Annotated in this window: 18 protein-coding genes; 5 read left to right on the top strand and 13 right to left on the bottom strand. The window is 34.4% G+C overall.

The window, feature by feature from the left end:
* Window positions 1-189: 189 nt before the first annotated feature.
* From BUB80_RS11405 to purB, 3 genes are all read right to left on the bottom strand, one after another.
* On the bottom strand, window positions 190-606 hold the full coding sequence (locus BUB80_RS11405; RefSeq protein WP_073293052.1) for a barstar family protein: 417 nt from the start codon (window positions 604-606) through the stop codon (window positions 190-192).
* Window positions 584-4,279: a phosphoribosylformylglycinamidine synthase gene (locus tag BUB80_RS11410; RefSeq protein ID WP_073293053.1), complete on the bottom strand. Its 3,696-nt coding sequence runs from the start codon at window positions 4,277-4,279 to the stop codon at window positions 584-586. The genes BUB80_RS11405 and BUB80_RS11410 overlap by 23 nt, the downstream gene beginning before the upstream one ends.
* A gap of 219 nt (window positions 4,280-4,498) precedes the next feature.
* Window positions 4,499-5,926: an adenylosuccinate lyase gene (gene purB / locus BUB80_RS11415; RefSeq protein WP_066757272.1), complete on the bottom strand. Its 1,428-nt coding sequence runs from the start codon at window positions 5,924-5,926 to the stop codon at window positions 4,499-4,501.
* 233 nt (window positions 5,927-6,159) lie between these two features.
* Here purB and BUB80_RS11420 point away from each other — a divergent pair, with 233 nt between their 5' ends.
* From BUB80_RS11420 to BUB80_RS11430, 3 genes are all read left to right on the top strand, one after another.
* Window positions 6,160-6,699, top strand: a complete 540-nt coding sequence (locus BUB80_RS11420) for an OmpH/Skp family outer membrane protein (RefSeq protein ID WP_073293054.1) — start codon at window positions 6,160-6,162, stop codon at window positions 6,697-6,699.
* A gap of 759 nt (window positions 6,700-7,458) precedes the next feature.
* Window positions 7,459-8,334: an AraC family transcriptional regulator gene (locus BUB80_RS11425; RefSeq protein WP_073293055.1), complete on the top strand. Its 876-nt coding sequence runs from the start codon at window positions 7,459-7,461 to the stop codon at window positions 8,332-8,334.
* A 67-nt stretch (window positions 8,335-8,401) separates the two neighbouring features.
* Entirely contained in the window at window positions 8,402-9,571 is a 1,170-nt protein-coding gene (locus BUB80_RS11430; RefSeq protein ID WP_073293056.1) for an iron-containing alcohol dehydrogenase, read from the top strand.
* 64 nt (window positions 9,572-9,635) lie between these two features.
* On the opposite strand, the gene BUB80_RS11435 is transcribed toward BUB80_RS11430, so the two are convergent.
* The 8 genes from BUB80_RS11435 to BUB80_RS11470 form a co-directional block, all read right to left on the bottom strand.
* The gene (locus BUB80_RS11435; RefSeq protein WP_073293057.1) at window positions 9,636-10,031 is read right to left on the bottom strand and encodes a hypothetical protein; all 396 of its coding nucleotides are present in this window, start codon (window positions 10,029-10,031) and stop codon (window positions 9,636-9,638) included.
* A 50-nt stretch (window positions 10,032-10,081) separates the two neighbouring features.
* Complete coding sequence (locus BUB80_RS11440) at window positions 10,082-10,480, bottom strand: hypothetical protein (RefSeq protein ID WP_073293058.1); 399 nt, start codon at window positions 10,478-10,480, stop codon at window positions 10,082-10,084.
* A 39-nt stretch (window positions 10,481-10,519) separates the two neighbouring features.
* Window positions 10,520-10,921 carry a hypothetical protein gene (locus BUB80_RS11445; protein ID WP_073293093.1) on the bottom strand — a complete coding sequence of 134 codons (402 nt, stop codon included), beginning with the start codon at window positions 10,919-10,921 and terminating at the stop codon, window positions 10,520-10,522.
* 112 nt (window positions 10,922-11,033) lie between these two features.
* Window positions 11,034-13,364, bottom strand: a complete 2,331-nt coding sequence (gene bglX, locus BUB80_RS11450; protein WP_073293059.1) for a beta-glucosidase BglX — start codon at window positions 13,362-13,364, stop codon at window positions 11,034-11,036.
* A 324-nt stretch (window positions 13,365-13,688) separates the two neighbouring features.
* Window positions 13,689-14,396 carry a carboxylesterase family protein gene (locus BUB80_RS11455; RefSeq protein WP_073293060.1) on the bottom strand — a complete coding sequence of 236 codons (708 nt, stop codon included), beginning with the start codon at window positions 14,394-14,396 and terminating at the stop codon, window positions 13,689-13,691.
* A 270-nt stretch (window positions 14,397-14,666) separates the two neighbouring features.
* Complete coding sequence (locus BUB80_RS11460; RefSeq protein WP_073293061.1) at window positions 14,667-16,055, bottom strand: glucoamylase family protein; 1,389 nt, start codon at window positions 16,053-16,055, stop codon at window positions 14,667-14,669.
* 72 nt (window positions 16,056-16,127) lie between these two features.
* The gene (locus BUB80_RS11465) at window positions 16,128-17,546 is read right to left on the bottom strand and encodes a RagB/SusD family nutrient uptake outer membrane protein (RefSeq protein ID WP_073293062.1); all 1,419 of its coding nucleotides are present in this window, start codon (window positions 17,544-17,546) and stop codon (window positions 16,128-16,130) included.
* 12 nt (window positions 17,547-17,558) lie between these two features.
* Window positions 17,559-20,384, bottom strand: a complete 2,826-nt coding sequence (locus tag BUB80_RS11470; protein WP_073293063.1) for a SusC/RagA family TonB-linked outer membrane protein — start codon at window positions 20,382-20,384, stop codon at window positions 17,559-17,561.
* 376 nt (window positions 20,385-20,760) lie between these two features.
* On the opposite strand from BUB80_RS11470, the gene BUB80_RS11475 reads away from it, so the two are divergent.
* Together BUB80_RS11475 and BUB80_RS11480 are read left to right on the top strand one after the other, a co-directional pair.
* Entirely contained in the window at window positions 20,761-21,432 is a 672-nt protein-coding gene (locus BUB80_RS11475; RefSeq protein WP_073293094.1) for a DUF4197 family protein, read from the top strand.
* Between the two features lie 43 nt (window positions 21,433-21,475).
* The gene (locus tag BUB80_RS11480; RefSeq protein ID WP_073293064.1) at window positions 21,476-21,781 is read left to right on the top strand and encodes a DUF493 family protein; all 306 of its coding nucleotides are present in this window, start codon (window positions 21,476-21,478) and stop codon (window positions 21,779-21,781) included.
* Window positions 21,782-21,841: 60 nt separating this feature from the next.
* Here BUB80_RS11480 and BUB80_RS11485 read toward each other — a convergent pair whose 3' ends face one another.
* Both BUB80_RS11485 and BUB80_RS11490 read right to left on the bottom strand, forming a co-directional pair.
* The gene (locus BUB80_RS11485) at window positions 21,842-22,192 is read right to left on the bottom strand and encodes an ArsC/Spx/MgsR family protein (protein ID WP_073293065.1); all 351 of its coding nucleotides are present in this window, start codon (window positions 22,190-22,192) and stop codon (window positions 21,842-21,844) included.
* Window positions 22,193-22,279: 87 nt separating this feature from the next.
* A complete protein-coding gene (locus BUB80_RS11490; protein WP_073293066.1) occupies window positions 22,280-22,894 on the bottom strand; it encodes a deoxynucleoside kinase in 615 nt (204 codons plus the stop codon).
* Window positions 22,895-22,917 lie beyond the last annotated feature (23 nt).

Consider the following 22,917-nt stretch of genomic DNA (forward strand, 5'->3'; position numbering starts at 1 on the left):
TATTTTACTATTAAAGATTTTGATTTTAAACCATTAAGATTTTAGTTAAGAATTATTAAGATCCTTCGTGAACTACGTTCGTAAACCTTCAATTTATGCTCAGGATGACATCGCCTATACTAGCTTTGTTAGTTTTCGTAATTTAAGCTTAACTAAACTTAAAAACTTAATTCTCCTTAATGGTTCAACTTAATTCAAAATTAGTACAATATTTTTGTGTTCTTCTATAATCTCAAGCAAAACATCAAATAACGTTTGTCCTTTTCCCTCAATCAATTTATTCAATTTTTCCTGAATCAATTCAACATTAAAAGGTTTTCCTTGTTTGATTTTATTTTCGTAAAATTCTTTTGTTGCTTCGAATCCCAGATCCTTTCTGGACTTTTCAGACTCTTCCCAAAGGATTTCTACCTCATCATCATTTTCAAAAATTCCAAAACCGCCGTATAAGATATCATTGAAGCCGTCTAATGTTCCGACTTTCCAGTTAATATCCTTCGTCAAGACCTTGGAAACTTCTTCGTAGAAACCTGCCAGATTTGAAAAATGACTGCCATTAATGACAGTCCTTTTCCGTTTATTGTTATTTGAAGTACTCAACTCCATTTTTAAATATATTGTGATAATTCGCAGTAGGAATGTTTTTCATCAACCCTTCTGCAAAACGTTCAGGATGTCCCATTCTACCATAAATCTTACCGCATGGACTCGTAATTCCTTCAATTCCGAATAATGAGTTATTTGGATTAAACGGCATTCCGTGTGCAATATTTCCATCAAAATCAATGTATTGAGTGGCAACTTGTCCGTTTTTGTATAGCTTTTCAAGTTCTTCTTGTGAAGCCATGAAACGACCTTCCCCATGAGAAATTGGAATGGTAAACACTTGGTCTTTCATCCCTTTCAACCACGGACTTTCATCGTTCACCACTTTTACATTCACCATCTGAGAAATATGTCTTCTGATGGCATTATGAGCCAAGGTTGGAGAATTCTCATCAAGATCTTTGATTTGTCCGTAAGGCAACAATCCAGATTTAACTAAAGCTTGGAAACCATTACAGATACCAATGATCATTCCGTCTCTTTCTAATAATTCATGAACGGCATTTTTCATCTTTTCGTTCTTCAAAACATTTACGATGAATTTCGCAGAACCATCCGGCTCGTCACCCGCAGAGAAACCTCCTGAGAATGCTAAGATCTGAGAAGTTCTGATTTCTTCCACCCAAGCATCAATACTTTCTTCAAGCAATTGGTGACTTATATTTTTCAGTGGTAAGCTGCTAACAATAGCTCCTTCTTTCTGGAATGCATTTAGCGTTTCATACTCGCAATTTGTTCCCGGGAAAACCGGAGCGAATACTTTTGGCTGAGCAATTCCATGTTTTTTAATAATGATATTTCTCGGATTGATTGAATTCAGTTTTGAATCCAATTCAACCGTCAGTTTTTCTTTTTCAATCGTTGGGAAAAGATTTTCAAATGTGTTTGTATTTGCAGCTAAAAGTTTTTCAATTGCAAATTCAGCATTATTAATTGTAATAACTTTCGAATCTTTAACCTCACCAATTAATTGTAATGCTGCAAAACTTAGTTCTTCTTTAGATTCAATAATTAAGCTACCGATATTTTTAGCTAATAAAACGCTATCATCAATCGTAATCTCAGCTCCTAATCTGTTACCGAAACTCATTTTTGCAAGAGAAACCGCAACTCCGCCTTCCTTCACTGTTTTCACAGAAACAATTTTTCCGGCTTTGATATTTTCAAAAATAAATTCAAAAACAGCTTTTAAGCTTTCGTAATTTGGAAGTCCGTTTTCCTGAGCAATATGATTGAAGAAATACAATTTATTTCCTTCATTCTTAAATTCAGGAGAGATAATATTTTTCTTTTCTCCATTAGCACAAGCAAAAGAAATCAACGTTGGCGGAACATTCAGATCCTGATACGTTCCACTCATTGAATCTTTACCTCCGATAGCAGCTAATCCAAGATTGATCTGCGCATCATAAGCTCCCAATAATGAAGCTAAAGGTTTCCCCCATTTCTCAGGATTCTGACCTAATTTTTCAAAATATTCCTGGAAACTTAATCTGATATTTTTATAATCGCCACCCATCGCAACGATCTTAGCCACACTTTCTACCACCGCATAAGAAGATCCTAACAGTGAATTCTGCTTAGAAATCCCTGCATCAAATCCCCAACTTGCTAAAGAAACTGTTTCAATATCTTTTGCGCCAAGGATGGGTAACGTCTGAACGCTTCCTTCCATCAACGTTTGCTGATATTTCCCTCCTAAAGGCATCGCAACCGTAGTTCCTCCCACAGATCCGTCGAACATTTCCAACAATCCTTTTTGAGAAGCTACATTTTTGTCTGCTAAAATCTTTAAGAAATTCTCTTCGTTGAATGATTGAGTTTCTTCATTTACTTCTTCAAGATGTGTAATTTTCACTTCCTGACTTTTAGCACATCCGTTGGTATCCAAAAACGCTCTTGAAAGATCAACAATTTTATCGCCTTTCCAGAACATCTGCATTCTTCCTGAATCTGTCACTTTTGCCACTTCAACAGCTACAATGTTTTCATCTTCACAGAATTTGATAAACTGTTCTTTATCTTTTGGATCAACAACAACTGCTACTCTTTCCTGAGATTCAGAAATAGCAAGCTCAGTTCCGTTTAATCCTTCATATTTTAAAGGTAAAACATCTAAATTAATATCCAGAGAATCTGCAATTTCACCAATGGCTACAGAAACACCTCCGGCTCCGAAGTCATTTGATTTTTTAATCAATCTCGTTACTTCTGGATTTCTGAATAATCTCTGAATTTTACGTTCTTCAACAGCATTTCCTTTCTGAACTTCTGAACTCATGGTGTGGATAGAAGTTTCATCTTGTTCTTTCGAACTTCCACTTGCTCCACCAACACCATCACGACCTGTTGCACCACCAAAAATGATAATAGAATCACCAACCTCAGGTTTCTCACGTCTTACCCAGTCTACAGGAACGGCTCCGGTAACAAAACCAACTTCCATTCTTTTTGCTTTGTAGCCCTCGTCATAGATTTCAGAAACCATTGTAGTCGCCAAACCGATTTGGTTACCATAAGAAGAATATCCGTTCGCCGCCTGTTTTGTGATTGTTTTTTGAGGTAACTTTCCTGGCAATGTTTGGCCAACTGCTTCTAAAACATCAGCAGCACCCGTTAATCTCATCGCTTGGAATACAAAAGATCTTCCAGACAATGGATCTCTGATTGCGCCTCCTAAACATGTTGAAGCTCCTCCAAAAGGTTCAATTTCTGTTGGGTGATTGTGTGTTTCGTTTTTGAATAATAAATACCAAGGTTCTTTTTTACCGTCGTATTCCGCCTCAATTTGTATTGTACAAGCGTTGATCTCGTCAGAAACAACAAGGTTTTCTAAGTTTCCTGTTTTATGGAAATACCTTCCGCAAACTGTTGCCAAATCCATCAAAGAAATAGGCTTCAATTCTCTTCCTAGGAATTTTCTTTTTTCAATATAATCATTGAAAATAGTTTCCAATGTATGTTTAAATTGTCCTTCAAATTCAATATTTGACAATTCTGTTTCAAAAGTCGTGTGACGACAGTGGTCACTCCAATACGTATCTAAAACTTTCAGTTCAGTTTCCGTAGGATTTCTCTCTTCAGTTTTAAAATACTCCTGAATGAATTTTAAATCATCTAAGCCTAATGCAAAACCATGATTATTGTAAAAATCTTCTAATTGAGCATCATCAAAATTGATGAAACCTTCGTGAATTAAAACCTTTGATGGAATTTCATCTGCAGGAATATTTAATACTGCTAAATCTTTTTCCTGAGATTCTACTTTATTAATTAAAAGGTCTTTTATCTTTACTATGTCAGCATCAGAAACCCCTTCAAATTCAATTAGCTTTCCGCTTCTTACTTTAGATTTTTCATTTTCTGTTAGTAAAGCGATACACTGCTGAGCAGAATCTGCACGCTGATCATATTGACCAGGCAAAAATTCCATTGCAAAATAGATTCCCTTCGCAGGGTTTTCTTCATGCAAAATATCCGTAACAGGATCTACGAAAGTGCTGTTAACAACCTTTTCGAATTCACCGTCATTCAAATTAAAGATATCGTACACATTGTACACTTTTACATTTTTGATTGACGGAACAACCGCTTTTACTTCATCAAAGTTTTTCGGACTTTCCACATCGAAAACTCCTTTTTTTTCTACGAAAATTCTTTTGTTATTAGACATTAGATGCCAGATATTTATTAGATTTATTTTTAACTTTTAATTAAATTTATTTTATTGACAAATCTTTGCAGTTCGACTTAAACAAGAATCCTTCAACAAGCTCAGGATAAACTACAGATAGATAAAAATGTCATAAAAAATTCAATTTCCACAAAACTTTGACAAAAATTTTAAACTTTGACAAAGTAAAAAATGCAGCCAAAAAGACTGCATATTGATTTATACTTTAAGATCAGCCTCCAACCCAATCAGGTCTTTGTTTGCATCCAGAATAGGTTGAACTTCATTGTTGATGAATTCTTCCGTCTGAATCGGAGCAAAACCGATAAAGTTTTTAGGATCTAACACTTCTTTTAATTTCGTTTTATCTAATTTTAATGAATCATCATTTAAGATTCTTTCAATCAGATCATTTTCTTTACCTTCTTCTTTTACCTTTTTAGAAGCTTCCATTGAGTGAACTCTGATCACTTCGTGAATTTCCTGACGGTCACCACCAGCTTTCACTTCTTCCATAATGATGTATTCTGTCGCCATGAAAGGAAGCTCTTCTTCAATATGTTTGTTGATTCTGTTTGGATACACAACAATTCCGTTCATGATGTTATTCCAAATCAATAGAATAGCGTCAACAGCTAAAAATGCCTGAGGAATTGTTAATCTCTTGTTAGCAGAATCATCCAATGTTCTTTCAAACCATTGTGTTGAAGCTACCATTGCAGAACTTGTTGTTAGAGACATTACATATTTTGCCAACGCTCCAATTCTTTCACTTCTCATTGGGTTACGTTTGTAAGCCATTGCCGATGAACCGATTTGGTTTTTCTCGAATGGCTCTTCAACTTCTTTAAGATTTTGAAGTAAACGTAAATCGTTTGAGAATTTGTGAGCAGACTGAGCGATATTTCCTAATAACGCCACAACTTTTGCATCAATCTTTCTGTCATACGTCTGACCAGAAACACCAAATACTTTATCGAAACCGAATCTTTTTGAAAGTTCTTTATCTAAGTGCTTCACTTTAGAGTAATCTCCATTGAAAAGCTCTAAGAAACTTGCAGCCGTTCCTGTAGTTCCTTTAACTCCTCTGAAACGTAGAGTTTCTAAGAAGAAATCAAGTTCTTCGATATCAAGAACCAAACTTTGTAACCAAAGGGTTGCTCTTTTTCCAACAGTCGTTAACTGAGCCGGTTGAAAATGCGTGAATCCTAACGTTGGAAGATCTTTATATTGAATAGAAAAATCCGCAAGGTTTTTCATTACGTTTACTAATTTTTTCTTTAAAATTAATAATCCGTCACGGATTTGAATTAAGTCTGTATTATCTCCTACAAAAGCCGAAGTAGCTCCTAAATGTATAATTCCTTTTGCTGAAGGTGCCACATCACCATACGCGTGAACGTGAGCCATAACATCATGACGGAATTTTTTCTCATACTCTGCTGCTTTATCATAATCGATATTTTCAGCATTGGCTTTCAACTCAGCAATCTGCTCGTCAGAAATTTCAAGACCAAGGTCTTTTTCGATCTCTGCAAGAGCGATCCAAAGCTGTCTCCAAGTACGGAATTTGTTATTATGTGAGAAATTAAATAACATTTCTTCACTGGAGTATCGCTCTTCCAATGGATTTTTGTAGGAATTCATTCTTCTTTTACTTTTAGATGCACAAAAATACGGATTTTCGTTGAGAGATGAAAATTGATACCAGCCTTTTATTTCATGAAAATATTTTCATGCATATTTAATTAAATGGTTTAAAATTTAAACACCAAACACTAATTTAACAAATAACAAACACATTTACAATACTTTAACCTTTGTATTTTTGGCAATATGTAATATTATATTATAAATTTGAAAAAAATTCATAAAAACAAATGAGAAAATTAATTATTGCATTTTCAGCCGGATTATTATTAATCACTAATCTACTTCATGCACAGCAAAAATTAGGTCATGTAAATTCTGATGCTATTTTTACTAACTATTCTGAAGTAAAAACAGCTGCTACCGCTGCTGAAAATTTTGGTAAAACAAAGCAAGCTGAAATCGACAAAATGGTCAATGAATTTCAAGCCAAATTGAAAACAGCTCAGGATAAGCAGAAAACACTAACTGCCGCCAACAAAGATAAGCTAACAAAAGAATTAGGAAATACAGAAACTGAATTGAAGGATCTTGGAGGTAAAATTGAAGCATTGAGAACAAAGTCTAGCAAAGATGTTTCTGATAAACAAAATGAGCTATTTGCTCCTATTCAGAAGAAGGTAGCCGATGCTATTGCTGCGGTTGCCAAAGAAAAAGGTCTCGTTTATGTTTTTGACACCTCAAAATCTCAGGGTAACAACAGTATTGGATACTATAATCCCAGTGATGATATTACGGCTGCAGTAAAAGCAAAATTGGGAATCAAATAATATTTCATCTCCTAGTTGATGAAAGTTATATAAAACAGCAAGCCGTTCTTTTGAATGGCTTGCTGTTTTTAAGTAGTCCAATATCATTTCAGCCGTTGAGATTCTTCTAGGATTGACCAAGAATATTTTTTATTGAGATTACTTTACTTCGACAAGCTCAGTACAGGCTAACTTCGCTCCGCTCAATGAACGCTTTTTATATTGTCGGAAAATTGCCTAGCTATGATGTTCTATGTTGATTTATAATTTTTTTAGGTTAAATTTTTTAAGTTAAAAATCAGACGTTTCGAATTGTTGATAAGCAATTCGTTTTTTGTGGAGTTAAGACAAACCTAACAGGTTTTTGAAACCTGTTAGGTTTAGTGAAAATGAGGATTGCAAATAAATCGTTTTATTCTTTTATCACGGAATATTTTATGAATCTGCCATTCTGAATGGAACGCGATGAAGTGAAGAACCTCTATCTTTTTTTTGAATTTCACTGTTGATATTCTTCCAGGATGACAAACTTTATAGTGATGATGATTGTTGAAAAGTATGACAAATGCCCTAGCCGTGATAGTAACGGTTACCCCGCAACACGGAGCTGGAGAGTGAAAGGCTTTGAGCGTTGGCATGGGTTGGCGTGAGGAGTATGAGTGGATAGCGCGATTAAGCTTCTAATTCAAGAAATTCAAGCTTTCCGGTGATCAAAACATTGGGAATACAGCATGTTTTATTCTACATTTGCCTTTTTTAAAACAATAAATTACAGGAGGCATGAGGAAACTGGAAATCAAAAAAAACATTCAGAAAGAAGAAGATAAAAACCTGTCTTTTCGGGCTTTTGATTTAACTACAGAAAACCTGAAAGACTATTTAAAACCTCATAAAAAAGATCATTTTTTTATTGTTGTTATTGAGAAAGGAAGTTTACATATTCAGATTGAAGATAAAATACATTCTCTGAAAGCCGGAAAAATTTCTGTGGTATTTCCTGAGCAGTTTCATTTTATTATAGAATCAAGTGATGATTTGAAAGGAAAAATCATCCTGTTTGAAGAAATACTGTTTTGTTCCGATATTTTAAAGAATGAATTGAGTACGTATAATGTCAATCTTTCTACCCAATTGAACTGCACAATTCTTTCTCCCGAAGATTTTGAACAAAGTTTACATGCCATTGAAATCATCAAAGGAATTTACCAAAAACCGAGTCTTATTAAAAAGGAACAGGCGAGATTTCATATTAAAATTTTCTTATTGGCATTGATAGAATCCATTCACGGACTTCATCCTATTTTGCATAAAGAAACTGCTGACAAACCTGTTTATGTTCGCTTCAAAAAATTACTCAATCAGCATTATAAAGAGCAGCGTACCGTTCAATATTATGCAGAAGAATTAGCCATTACGCCTAAAAAACTGAACTCAATCACGAAAAAACATTGTGGCGAAACAGCCATTCAGGCGATTCACAATCGAATTCTTATAGAAATCAAACGTCAGCTTCTCTTTTCAGACCTCAGCCATAAAGAAATTGCTTTTGATCTGGGCTTTAATTCTCCATCAGCACTTAATAAATTTGTTAAGGCCAAATTGAAGGAAACTCCTACAGAACTTCAACAAGAGTTGGCGCAAATGTATATCGGATAGTCTTATGTGTATAACATCATTGCTTCTGCCCTCTTTAATTTTGCATCATTATAATTAAAGAATAAAAATGAGCAAATTATTTATAGCAGGAGAAGTTTTCCACGGTGCGGGAAGTCTTGACGAATTAAAAAATATCAAAGGTAAAAAAGCTGTAATTGTAACGGGTGGAAGCTCGATGAGAAAAAGCGGAACGTTGGATAAAGCGATTGCTTATCTTACAGAAGCAGGAATCGAAACCCAAATTTTCGAAGGTGTGGAAGAAGATCCTTCATCTGCAACTTGCATGAAAGGTGCTGAAATGATTCAAAATTTTCAACCAGACTGGATCATCGGTTTAGGAGGTTGTTCTGCAATTGATGCAGCAAAAATCATGTGGGTGTTTTATGAATATCCTGATGCGGATTTCGAAGCGATGATCAAGCCTTTCACAGTGCCTGTTTTAAGAAATAAAGCTAAATTCATTGCCATTCCTTCCACTAGCGGAACAGGAACTGAAACTACAGGTTTGGCCGTAATTACAGACCGTGAAAAAGGCGTAAAATATCCAATTGTATCTTACGAACTAACGCCGGACATTGCGATTATTGACGGTGAAATCTGTGCTTCAATGCCGGCTCATGTTACCGCTAATACAGGTCTTGATGTTTTAACACACTGCGTGGAAGCCTATGTTTCAAATATCGAAAATAATATCGCTGATGCTCTTTCTAAAGGAGGATTGGAATTGGTTTTTGATAATTTAAAAGAAGTCGTAGAAAACCCAAACAACATCCAAGCTCGTCAGAATATGCATGACGCTTCTTTCATGGGAGGTTTAGCATTTAACAATGCTTGGTTAGGAATTGTTCACTCTTTATCTCACCAAGTAGGTGCATTGTACGGAATTCCTCACGGAGCTTCGAACGCGATTTTCTTACCGAATGTGATTCGTTTTAATGCTCAGGCAACCGAACGCTATCCTGATTTGGCAAAAGTAATCGGTAAAGAAACCACTGAAGAATTAGCACAGGCTATTGAAACGCTACGTTCTGAAATTAACAATCAATCAGCAATCAAAGAATTTGGAATTTCAAGAGAAGATTGGGACAAAAATCTAGATTATATCGCCAACAACGCATTGGTAGATCCTTGTACAGGATTTAACCCAAGAGTTCCTTCATTAGAAGAATTAAAAGCAATCTACAACGCTTGTTACGAAGGTGTTGTTTATGCGGAGGAAGCTGTTGTTGCAGGATAGTTTTATATTTAAATTTTAGGTTAAAAAAATAGGAAGTCAAATTGACTTCCTATTTTATATTTTACTATTGATAAACAACAACGTTATTCTTTTTAAGTTGATATCCATTCTTTTTAAAAGGAACTAAAACATAGTCTCCATTTTTCCAAGCTTTTCCTTTTCCGAGTCTTGTCAAAATTAAACTCCCTGAATTTTGATCAGCAAGAAAAACTTCTGCCTTTTTCATGTCTTTACTGAAAATCACAGCAGCCATTGATGTGGAACTTCCTTTTGGTTTCACTTCTGTCAATTTAATTTTTTGTTCAAATGTTCTGACACAATCATTTTTAATCTGTGAATACGTGTAACCTGCGGAACCTTTGCATCCGTGAGCATCTTTATCTCCTCCAACAATAGGAGCTTTCTGAGCAAAAACTAAAGAACCAAGGAACATCGCGCTGAATAAAATTGTTTTTTTCATGAGTTTATTTTTGATATTTAAAATGTATTAAATTTTATGAACTGTACTCGTTATTTAAAAATAACGACATTCTTTTTTCTGATTTCATATCTTTTTTTAACAGGAACAAGAGTGTAATCACCATTTTTCCAAGCATACTCTTTCCCTTTTTTAGTAAGGACCATACTACTTTCTTTACCGTTCGGAATAAAAATCTCTGCTTTTTTCATATCCTTACTGAAAATAATAGCTGTTCTTTGAATAGAAGTATACTCTGGATCCTTTCCCTCCAATTCTATCTTTTCTTCAAATGGTCTGATACAGTCTTTGTTGACTTGAGAATAGATATACCCTGCAGAAGCAACACATCCGTGAACATCTTTATCACTTCCAGGTATCTTAGAATCCGTTTTTTGTGCTAATACTAATGAACCTAAAAATAATGTATTAAATAATATTGTCCTTTTCATGTATGATTATTGATTATTAAATTTAATGAGCAACACTCATTATTTATAAATAACTACATTGTTCTTTTTAAGTTCATATCCTTTTCCCTCTGGCGAAAGCGCATATTCACCTTTTTTCCAAACAGATTCCTTACCGCTTTTAGAAAGAATCATGCTATTTTCTTTACCATCCGGAAGAAATATTTCCGCTTTTTTCATATCCTTACTGAATATAACTCCGGTTTGTTTAGTGTAACTTTCCGTAGGATTTTGCTCTACTAATTTTACTTTTTGAGCAAACGACTGTAAACATTTTTTCTGAATTTGAGAATAGGTTTGCCCTGCAGAAACCAAACACCCATGAGCATCTTTACCTCCTCCTATTTTTGTGTGTGAATCTGCTTTTTGTGCAAAAACTAAAGAACCAAGAAACATTACGCTGAGTAAAATTGTTTTTTTCATTTTTATATTTTCAATAATTTCAATTTGGTAAAAATCATGCCAATGTAGGGATAAGAAATACATTAAGTCTAAGATATAAAAAAAGCCACTCAAAATGAGTGGCTTATGAATATTATTTCGTCCAATTGATTTTTGAATGTTTAACATCCTCAGAATTGGTTCCGATCATGATGTCGAATTCTCCAGCTTCCCAATCGAATTTTAAATCTCCGTTATAAAATTTCAAGGTTTCAGGAGTGATATCGAAAGTGATTTTCTTAGACTCTCCTTTTTTCAACATTACTTTTTGGAAACCTTTCAACTCTTTCACAGGTCTTGTGATGCTTCCAACCATATCTCTGATGTATAACTGAACCACCTCAGCTCCGTCATAGTTTCCAGCATTTGTTACCGTAACCGAAGCCTGAATAGTTTGGTTTCCATTTGGATTGGCATTAGAAACCGTTACATCAGAATAATTGAATTTTGTATAACTCAATCCGTAACCAAATGGATATAACGGTGTATTACACTCGTCCATATAGTTTGAACGGAATCTTTGGTATTCACACTTATCAGTTAATTCCTGACTTAATGGACGACCTGTATTTTTAGCATTATAATAAATTGGAACCTGTCCTAAACTTCTTGGGAACGTCATTGGTAATTTTCCTGAAGGATTTACTTTCCCAAAAAGAACGTCAGAAATAGCATTTCCAGCTTCTGAACCTGCAAACCAAACATTAAGAATAGCATCCGGTGTATCTTTAATATTTGTTAAAGCTAAAGGACGACCTGTGAAAAGCACTACTGCGATTGGTTTTCCTGTTTTCTTTAGTTCATTTAACAAGTCTACTTGAGACTGAGGAATGGTAATTTCAGTTCTTGAAGAAGATTCTCCACTCATTTCAGCAGATTCTCCGATTGCTAAAACAATAACATCAGCTTTATTGGCTGCATCTACTGCTTCTTTTAATAACACTTCTTTCGGACGGTTATCTCTATCCGTTTTCTTACCGTGTGCCGCGTAGATATCTTCTAATTTAGCATCATAATCGATATTTGCTCCTTTTGCAGAAATAAACTTCACATCTTTTCCAAAGTTAGCCTGAAGACCTTGCATTAAATTAACCGCCTTGTCATGCTTTGCAGCAACGCTCCAAGTTCCGGCCATGTTTAATGAATTGTTTACCAATGGTCCGATCACAGCAACCGTTCCTGATTTTTTCAAAGGAAGAACCTGGTTGTCATTTTTCATCAAAACCATTGACTGAGCTGCGGCGCTTCTAGCAATATTTCTGTTTTCCATGCTGAAAACTTCTTTCGCTGCTAATTTTGCATCACCGTGCTTGTAAGGATTATCAAACAAACCTAAATCATATTTTGATTCAAGTACTCTTTTTGCTGCTAAATCAATTTCAGCCTGCGTAACTTTTCCTTCCGCTAAAGATTTTTTAAGGGTAGTTAAAAATCCTTCACCTACCATATCCATATCAACTCCAGCTTTTAAAGCCAATGCAGAAACCTGTTGAAGATCTCCCATTCCATGGTCAACCATTTCATTGATTCCTGTATAATCTGTTACCACGAAACCTTTAAAGTTCCATTGGTTTCTCAATACTTCTGTTTGTAACCATCTGCTTCCTGTTGCAGGAACTCCGTCAACTTCATTGAAAGAAGCCATTACAGAAGCTACACCAGCATCAACAGCCGCTTTGTAAGGTGGGAAATATTCGTTGAACATTCTTACGTGGCTCATATCAACCGTATTATAATCTCTACCAGATTCACCTGCTCCATACAATGCAAAGTGTTTAACACAAGCTAAAATATTGGTTCCGTTTGCCAAATCTTTTCCTTGGTAACCATATACCATATTTTTAGCGATCTCACTTCCTAAATAAGGATCTTCACCTGAACCTTCAGATACTCTACCCCATCTTGGCTCACGAGAAATGTCAACCATTGGAGAGAACGTCCAGTTGATTCCATCTGCAGAAGCTTCTTTTGCAGCCACTTTTGCTGATTGCTGAACCAAATTCATATCCCAAGAAGCCGCTAAACCTAATGGAATTGGGAAAGTTGTTTCGTAACCGTGAATAACATCCATTCCGAAAATCAAAGGAATTTTCAAACGGCTTTTTTCTACTGCCACTTTTTGAACTGCTTTAATTTTATCAGCTCCTTTTATATTGAATAGTCCACCCACTAAACCTTGTTCCACTTTTTTTCCAATATCAGAACTCTGGGCCAATCCTGTAGTAAAGTCACCTGAACTTGGTAAATTCAGCTGTCCTATCTTTTCATCTAAAGTCATTTTAGACAAAAGATTATCTACAAAAGCTTTTTTCTTTGCCTGATATTGAGCCGTCTGATAAGACTGAACAGGCTTGTTTACCATTTCCTGCGCCGAAAATATCGGTGCCAAGGCTAATGTTGCAATTACAATTAACTTTTTACTCATTACTTCTTCATTTTTTTATTGTATTCGTGAATCTTCGATTTCATAAATCTATCTTCGTTATAAATTATAGTTCTATTTTTTTTATTTTTTGGTTGGTCAAACGCAAAGGCGCAAAGTTTTTTGATAAACTTTATGTTTTTAAGGCGCAAGGACGTTTCACTCACTAAAGGTTTTATTCTTTACTTTTTAATAATAATTTTATTTTAAGCACAAGGTTCGCTAAGTTTTTTCACAATTGTTGCGGATATTTTTGTTCGCAAGGGCGTTTCACTCAGCAATTGATAGCAACTTTTAAAATTTATTAATATTATTAAATTTGAATAATTATTTCTCTTTTTTCTTTGATAACATCCATTCATATAATGCAGGATTTGAGTAAGTCGAATCCCAGGAATTATGGTTGTCATTCGGGAAAATCGTCAATTCTGCAGATGGATTTACAGGATGAAGTTTTTGGTAAAAATTAAATGCATTTTCGGGTAAAACAACATCATCCATTCCGCCATGAAAAATTTTCATGTTTAAATCTTTGTATTGATCGATATTTGCCGTCATTACCTGATCTGTAGGAGCACAAACCGAAACTACAGCAGCAAACATTTCAGGGTGTTCCATTGCTAATTTCAATGTTCCCCAACCCCCCATTGATAGTCCGGTAAGGTAAATTCTGGAAGCATCAATCTTATATTTTCTCTGAATTTCTTTAATTAAATTATACACTGTAACCGTATCCCACCACATATTCTCCGGGCATTGAGGCGCTAAAATTACGACAGGCTCCTTGATCATGTTTTTATACGTGAACGGGCTGTGTGCTTTTACAATCTCCAAATTAGTTCCTCGCTCTCCTGAACCGTGAAGAAATACAATCAAAGGAACATTTCCTTTTACTTTTTGAGGGTAATCTAAAATGTAGGAAATCTTTTCCTGCCTTTTGATTTCTTTATTTAATTCTCCTTTTATTTCCTGAGCATTTAGGCTCAATGAAAATGGGAGCAATAAAAGTGGTAAATGGTTTAGTTTAATTTTCATATTAAATATTAGGTTTTGGCTAAAGCCGTTTGATTTTTATATTTTGTCAAACGGGTTAAAACCCGTTCCTATTGATGTGATCCTTTTGTTATCCTTATTTTTGTTGTTATCCTTGTCAAGGTTTAAAATCTTGACAAGGATTTGTTTATTAACTAGCCCCGATTGAAGCATTTGTTTGAGCTCATTTTTGTGATTTCGGCGGCGGCTTTGCCGCCGCCGAAATCACAAAAATAGCGAGTGCGGAAAGCGGGAAATAGCTTCTAAAAATTATTATTTAATATTATATTTTTCAGATTTGAAGCTTAATTTCTTCAATCCTTGTTGGATTTCAGGAGCATTCATGAATAATTTCCATAAAAATCCTGTTCTGTAGTTTTCAATCATTGGAGCAATTGTTCCTTGATCGATCGCTAAATATCTTGGTGTTGTCCAATTGTTATAATTGATTGATGTAGCATCGTAAGGGCCCGCAGAACCGATAAATTCTGGCTTTTGAGTATAGATAAATCTCAAAAAGTCCATTGATTCTTTTGGAGAATACGGAAAACTACTCAATGCCGCTGTGGGAGTAATTACCCCGTGATCGTTTTGAGGAAAGTGAGCGTCATAACCAACACTTCCGTCTTTATTTCTTGAATATCCTGCTGTTAATCCCCAATAATTTGGTCCGTAACCTTTCCATTGTTTTGGGTTTTCAACGCAGTATTTATAGTCGATAAGTACTTGATTTTTATTTAAATCAAAGTAATTTTTAATTAACTTATCTGATAAATTGGTTGGATCTAATCCGATGTATGAATATTGCGTCCAAAATAAAGGTCCGCCATATTCTTCCGCTCCATTGTGCTTTACATACATTGGAAGTCCGTATTTTTCTTTGTCTGAAAGATAGGTTCCGTTTCTCGTCCATCCTTTGTCGTACGTTTCTGCATCGATAGCATACGTAGGTGATGAAGCCGCTAAAATGTAGGTAATTAAGCATTCATTATAGCCTTCTAACGGAAAGTTCATTTCCCATTGATATTCGGGTGACCAATGCCAATATAATACTTTTTCGCCTCCTTTGGTGTACCAATTCCATTGGATTCCTTTCCAAAGTTCGTCACATTTTTGAGCTAAAGCTTTTTCTTCTGCGTTCCCGTTTTTGAAATATTCACGAACCATTAAAATTCCTGAAGTTAAAAACGCTGTTTCTACTAAATCTCCGCCATTATCTTTCTTCCCAAACGGAACTGTTTTTCCTGTTTCTCCATTGATCCAATGCGACCAGGCGCCTTTATGACGGTCTGCTTTTGCAAGGAAATCCATCATGGTAGTCAATCGTTTCACCGCTTCTTTCCTTGGAACAAAGCCTCTTTCTACTCCGACCAAAATTGTTGCTAGTCCAAATCCTGATCCACCTGTAGTTATTACATGTTTATCATTATCCGGATAGATATTGTCTTCGTGATAGCGCTCTCTTCCCAACATAGAATTGGGTTCTGCATACTCCCAAAAATATTTCAAAGCATCTTTCTGGACTTGATCCATTAATTGCTCGTCTGTGATATTACTCTTTACCACTGATTTTTGAGCAGCTCCCTGTGATGCAATTTGAGAGTTTTTGCAGGAAACTAAAAGTAATGATGTTGCTGCAATTGATAGTATTATCCTTTTCATTATATCATTTTTTTAAACAGAATACTAAAAGAAGAGGAGAATTTTCATTCTCCTCTAAGTATGTGATTAATTTTAATAACCAGCGTTTTGAGTAAAAGCACCATGGCTCTGATCCATTGCATCTAAAGGTATCGGGAATACTTCGTTTTTCCCTGCTTTAAATCCGTAAGGAGCTAAAACCGTAGCTGCCTGACCTGTTCTTACTAAATCAACAAATCTGTCGCCTTCTAAAGCTAATTCTACTCTTCTTTCATGCCAAATTGCATTTCTTAAAGTAGTTTGATTTGATGCAGTAGTACCAGCTAAGCTCGCTCTTGTTCTTACTCTATTAAGGTTAGTAATTGCAGTAGATGTATTTCCTAGTTCATTTGCTGCTTCAGCATTGATTAAAAGTATTTCTGCAAATCTTAATATTCTTATATTCTGAATAGATCCGTACCCACAAGCACTATTGTTCAAAGCTTTAGGAACATATACTTTTTGGTTGTATGTGGTAACTGATAATGGATCTCCCATCGCAATTAGGTCTCCTTCCGGTGTAGTTTCTCCATTTCTAAGGATGGTAAGTTCTTTTCTAATATCACCTACTTCAAATGCATTTTCAAGAGCATTAGAAGGCGTGAAAAAGCCCCATCCAAACTGATCTCTAACGCCTTGAACTTCGGCATATTGACTTCCTTTGTATGGTGGTTGACAATCGCAGTTTACTTCAAAAACAGACTCTTTTCCAAACTCCCCTGCAGGTCTGAATAAATGATTAAAATCCGGATCCAAATCATACCCCATAGCCATTACCTGGTTAGATGTATCATACGCTTTCTGCCAGTCTTTTTTATAAAGATATACTTTAGATAGCAATCCTAATGCTGCTCCTTTTGTTACTCTTCCTAATTCTGAAGAAGGATAAGTCTGAGGAAGAACATCTATTGCCGCCTTAAGATCTGAAATGATAAAATCGTAAACCTCATCAACTGAATTTCTAGGCTTCTCATAAACAGCCTCTACTTTATCATAAATTGGTACACCACCATAAATTCTTACTAAATTAAAGTAAAAATAAGCTCTTAACATTTTAGCTTCTGCAACCAATCTTGTTTTAAGGGTAGTATCCATTTCGATCCCAGGAACATTTGTTATTACCTGATTCGTTCTGTTTACTGCTTGCCACTGCCCAATCCAATATCCTCTTACTCCTGCATCACTTACTGTATACGTAAAATTATCATATACATTAATAAAAGATGAATCTCCCGGATTTGAACCTTTTATAACATCATCTGCCGGTACCCCGAAAACAAACTGATAAGGAAAAGCCGAATTCTCCCAACTTCTAAGAAAAGTATAAATAGCACTTGTTGCCTGCAAAGCATCATCCTGCGTCTTAAAGAATGATGAAGCTTCAGTTTGTCCTTCCTGTTTTATATCTAAATACTCATCTTTACAACTTACTAAAGCTGAAAATAATGCGATTGATAAAAATATCTTTTTCATAATTCTTTCTTATTAAAATGTTAGGTTCATACCAATAGTATAGATTGCTGAAATAGGATAAATATTATTATCAATACCCATTTGCACTCTGTCTGAATTCAAAATTTCCGGAGAAAAGCCATTATATTTAAAGCTAGTCCAAGGGTTTTGAGCACTTACATACAATCTTAATTTAGTAATAGACATAGAATTAGTAAATGCTTTAGGCAAGTTATATCCAACCTGAATATTTCTAATTCTGATATAACTTCCGTCTTCTACATAAAAACTATTTGGTAAAATAATAGATTGGTCATTGGTTGCCATTGGATAATCATTAGATGTTCCTGCACCATGCCATCTGTTATTATAGAAATCTAGATCCCAACTTTCGTTTCCGTAACGTTGCTCTCTGTTGAAATTATATATTTTGTTTCCAAAAACACCTTGGAAATCAATCGCAAAATCAAAATCATAAACGTTCAAATTAACCCCAAATCCATAAGTTCCTTTTGGAATAGGACTTCCTAAGAAAGTTTTGTCTCTAGCATCAATTACTCCGTTTCCGTCAATATCTGCAAATTTAAAGCCTCCAGGCGTTGCTCCATTTTGTGATGCCGCTGCTGCTACTTCTGCTGCATTCTGGAATACACCTTCTACTTGATATCCATAATAAGAACCAACAGCCTGACCTTCCTGCAATCTAATGATAGAGTTACCATATAAGCTTGCTCCTGTTTCTAAATAAGATCCGTTAAAAACCGAAGTAATTTTATTCTTCAGCGTAGTAAGGTTACCATAAACTCCTAGTTTGATATGTTCATTTATTTTAGTATCATAATTTATTGCAAGCTCAAAACCTCTGTTGTTAAAAGAATAAGCATTAGTAATATAATTATTCCAGTTACCTGCACCAGAAACGGTTCCCTGAACAATACCATATACTACATCTTTTGTGTCTTTATCAAAATAAGTAGCATCAATTTTCAGTTTATTATTAAATAACCCCATTTCCAATCCTAGATCTCTACCCGTTGTCGTTTCCCAACCAATATTAGGATCTATAATTTTATCAATGGTTTGTGCTGGTACTCCATTATTTCCAAAGTATGCTCCATCAGGGAATTTTGTTGTATTAAGAGTATATGCTCTCGTTACATCAGGATTTCCTAATTTACCCCAACTTGCTCTCAGTTTTAATAGATTAAAGACATTCTGCTCACTCATAAAGCTTTCTTTCGATATCACCCATCCCGCGCTTACAGCCGGAAATGTACGGTATCTGTCATTTGCAGAATACTTAGAAGTTCCATCTCTACGAACAGATGCATTTAATAAGTACTTCCCTGCATAATCATAATTAACTCTTCCAAAAAAGGATTCTATTCTGTCCTGATAAGGAATAACATTACGATCTCCTTCCTCAAAACTTGTCATAAAAATATCAGTTCCATTCGCTATATTCAAAGAAGAGTTATTTCCGTTATAATTAACGTTTAAAGCTTCTGCATAGGCTTGAGAATAAGAGTTTCTTGTTCTCGAGTAACCTGCTAATACTTCAAGATTATGATTCCCAAAAACTTTTTTCCAACTTAATGTATTATCCCAAATATAATTTCTTGTTCTAGAATCTCTTGTTATTAATTTATTTGCCTTTTGATCAGCAGTAGGAACATAACCAAACGTTGGTGTATATTCATATTTATTAGAATTAATATTATCTGTAGAATAACTAACTCTCAAAGTAAAATCTTTAAGAAATTTATATTCCCCCCAGATATTATTTAACAACCTTTCTTCTCTTATTTGAGATCTGTATAAATCTAATTTTGCTCTTGAATTTGGAATCTTAGCTAAGGTAAAATATTGATACCCTCCTGTACTTGGGTCTATTGGACCATAAACCGGAGGTGATGAGTAAGCATCTAACAAAGGATTTAATGCCTGGTCAGTACGCATTTTTGAAAACGTGAAATTATTTCCAATCGTAATATGGTCAGTAACTTTATATGTAAGATTAATCCTAGAACTAAATCTGTTAAAACCACTACCAGAATTAATACCCTGTCCTGCAGCTAAATTTCCTTCATCCTGTAAATAACCAACACTTCCGTAATAGTTAAGTTTACCTATATTTCCTGATGCTGAAAAATCATTAGAATTAATGATACTTGTTCTTAAGATCTCCTTGAACCAATCTGTATCTGCAGGGTAAGCAGATCTATTTAGAAATACTGGTTTATCTACCTTATCATTAATTAATTTCTCATTGTATAGTTCTATATACTGATCAGCATTAACCATTTTTGGAATATTGGTTACCGTTTTAATTCCTAAATATGAATTGAAATTAAAAACGGGTTTCTTACCTCTTCCTGCTTTTGTCTTAATAATTACAGCACCATTTGAAGCTCTTGCTCCAAAAATAGCTAAACTCGATGGATCTTTCAAGACACTCATAGATTCAATATCCTGAGGACTTAAAAATGAAATATCATCGGTAATCATTCCGTCAACGATAAATACAGTTTTACCGGTTAAAGAACCAACACCTCTAATATCAACTCTTGGTGAACCTCCTGGGGCTCCGGAATTTAAAATCTGTACTCCGGATAATTTTCCCTGAATAGAACTTAAAGGATTCGCATTTGGCTTATCAGCAAGATCTTTTGCTGTTACCAGACCAATACTCCCCGTAATATTCTCCTTCTTCTGAGATCCATATCCAATCATTACAACCTCCTCAATCTTCTGCTCCTTAGTGGCAGAATCTTTTTTAGGGGTAGTCTGCGCATTGACGTTCATACCGAAGTACAGGACAGCAATGAGACATGGATACTTTAAATCACTTTGTTTCATATAGTTTCACTTTATTTGTACAATCAAATTTCTTTAAAAAGGTAATCAGCCTTTTCATTTATCTTCTTTGAAATCAGTTTCAAAATCTCAAAAAAAGACATTAGCCAAAATTATAAAAAATATCCAATTATGTTAAACTATCTTAAAAATTTAAAAATGATACTATTACATTGCATTTAATATTGAATTTATTCACATTTTAATATTTTCGTCATAATATATTAACTAAATATTAATTAATTTTTCAATTGATTTTTTTTGATTTTTGGTTAAAATTTCCCCAAATAACTCTAATAAATTTAATATTTTGTTAAACAGATAATACTCATTAAATTTGGCTCAGAATTTGAGAATTAAAACGATTAATAAAAAATCAATGAAAAAATATATTATTGCTGCGGCTTTACTCATTGGAACCGGTGCAATCATCAACACCACCATGCAGTCTTGCACTACGCTAGCAACCACAGATCTTGGATTATCCGTTATTAAAAAGCTTTTATTAAATGGAATCAACAAAGGGATGGGAATTTATGGTAACAAAGATGCTTTCCTGCAAAACAATATGGTTGATAAAGCTTTACCAAAAGAGCTGAGAGATATTAATTCTACTTTAGAAAAAATAGCTCCCTCACTGGTTGCAAAAGAAAGAGATTATATTGCACAGGCAGCTTCTTACACTGTAAATATCTCAAGACCTATTTTAGAAAATGCAGTACATAGCCTGAATGCTCAGGATGTCAACAGAATTATTAAGGGGACTACCGCTACTCAGATTCTGAAAGAAAAAACGCAACAACAGCTCGTTACTGCTATCATGCCTAAAGTTGAAGAACAGTTGAACCAGTATGGTATTGTTAAAACAATTAATACTGCTTTATCAGGAAGTAATTTATTGGGAAGTCTATTGGGAGGAAATACCACGACTGTAAATTCAGGAGGTTTAAGTCAGTTAGCTTCCGAACAGATGGTCAATGGAATCTTTAATATCATTGAAGATTACGAGCATCAGAACTCTAAGGCCCTTTTAGGACCTCTTGGAAAATAGAAAAAATTTCGCTATATTTATATATAAAATTTAAAATTTGCAGATGGATATATTACAAGGGAATCAACACGCAAACCCCGAAGAGTTTTATAATTCTTTAAGGGAAAAACTGGAAGATCATCATGATTTTCCGGAAGATTATTTATTCAAATTCATAGTCCCAACTGATCAGGCAAAACTTACTGACATTTACAGAGTTTTTGACGGCATAAAATTTACATTAGGAAACCGCGAAAGTAAAAATGGAAAATATACCGCCTGCAATATCAATGCATTTGTTTTAGATGCACATCAGGTGGTTAAAATTTATAAAGAAGTCGCAAAAATAGAAGGAGTTATTCTTCTTTAAAAATAAAAAAAGTCAGCGTAAAGCTGACTTTTTCTTTTATGTTTTGATGGTATTTCACTATTACTTTTCAATAAAGAACTTCACATTATCAATCGGTCTTCCCAACATCGCAACAGAACCTTTTATCAAAATTGGTCTTTGTATCAACGATGGATTTTCAGATAAAATTTTGATCCATTCATCTTCAGAAAAATTCTTATTGGCAAAATTATCCATATATAACTTTTCAGTCTTACGGATGATATGAAAAACAATTTGATTAAGCTTTTTCAAAACCGTTCTAATTTCTAAAATGCTTAGTGGATCTTCTGTTATATTGATGATCTCAAACGGCACTCCATTCTCGTCCAAATACTCTAAAACGGCATTTGATTTTGAACAACTTCCATTATGTAAAACTTTAACTAACATTTTTGATGTATTTAAAAATTAAACTTGAGTCTATCAAATGTAGTAACAAATCAAGTTACATGAATCTTAATTATTGATAAATTAATGTTAAAACAACCCATGAAGCTCTGCCTCTATCTTTTCTAAGATAAATCCGAAATCTTCAGGTTTTTCAACAAAATCTAAATTATCAACATCAATAATTAGAAGCTTTCCTTCTGTGTAATTAGAAATCCATTTTTCATATTTCTGATTCAGTTTGGAAAGGTATTCAATACTTATTGATGCTTCATATTCTCTTCCTCTTTTGTAGATTTTCTTCACCAAATTCGGAACATCAGATTTTAAGTAAATCAATATATCTGGTGCAGAAACGAAAGCTTTCATCAAATTGAAAACAGAAATATAATTATTAAAATCCCTGTCTGAAAGAAGATTCATATCATTCAAGTTTTCTGCGAAAATATGTGCATCTTCATAGATCGTACGATCCTGAATAATATTTTTCCCACTCTCTCTGATTTCTTTTACCTGACGGAATCTACTTCCTAAAAAATAGATCTGTAACGCAAAACTCCATTTGCTCATATCAGCGTAAAAATCCTCCAGATAAGGATTATGATCTACATCTTCAAATTGTGCATCCCATCCATAATGCTTTGAAAGTAACGTTGTTAATGTAGTTTTTCCAGCGCCAATATTTCCTGTAACTGCAATGTGCATATTTTCCCTTAATGTTTTTACTT

The organism is Chryseobacterium polytrichastri (assembly GCF_900142445.1).
Taxonomy (GTDB): Bacteria; Bacteroidota; Bacteroidia; order Flavobacteriales; family Weeksellaceae; genus Chryseobacterium; species Chryseobacterium polytrichastri.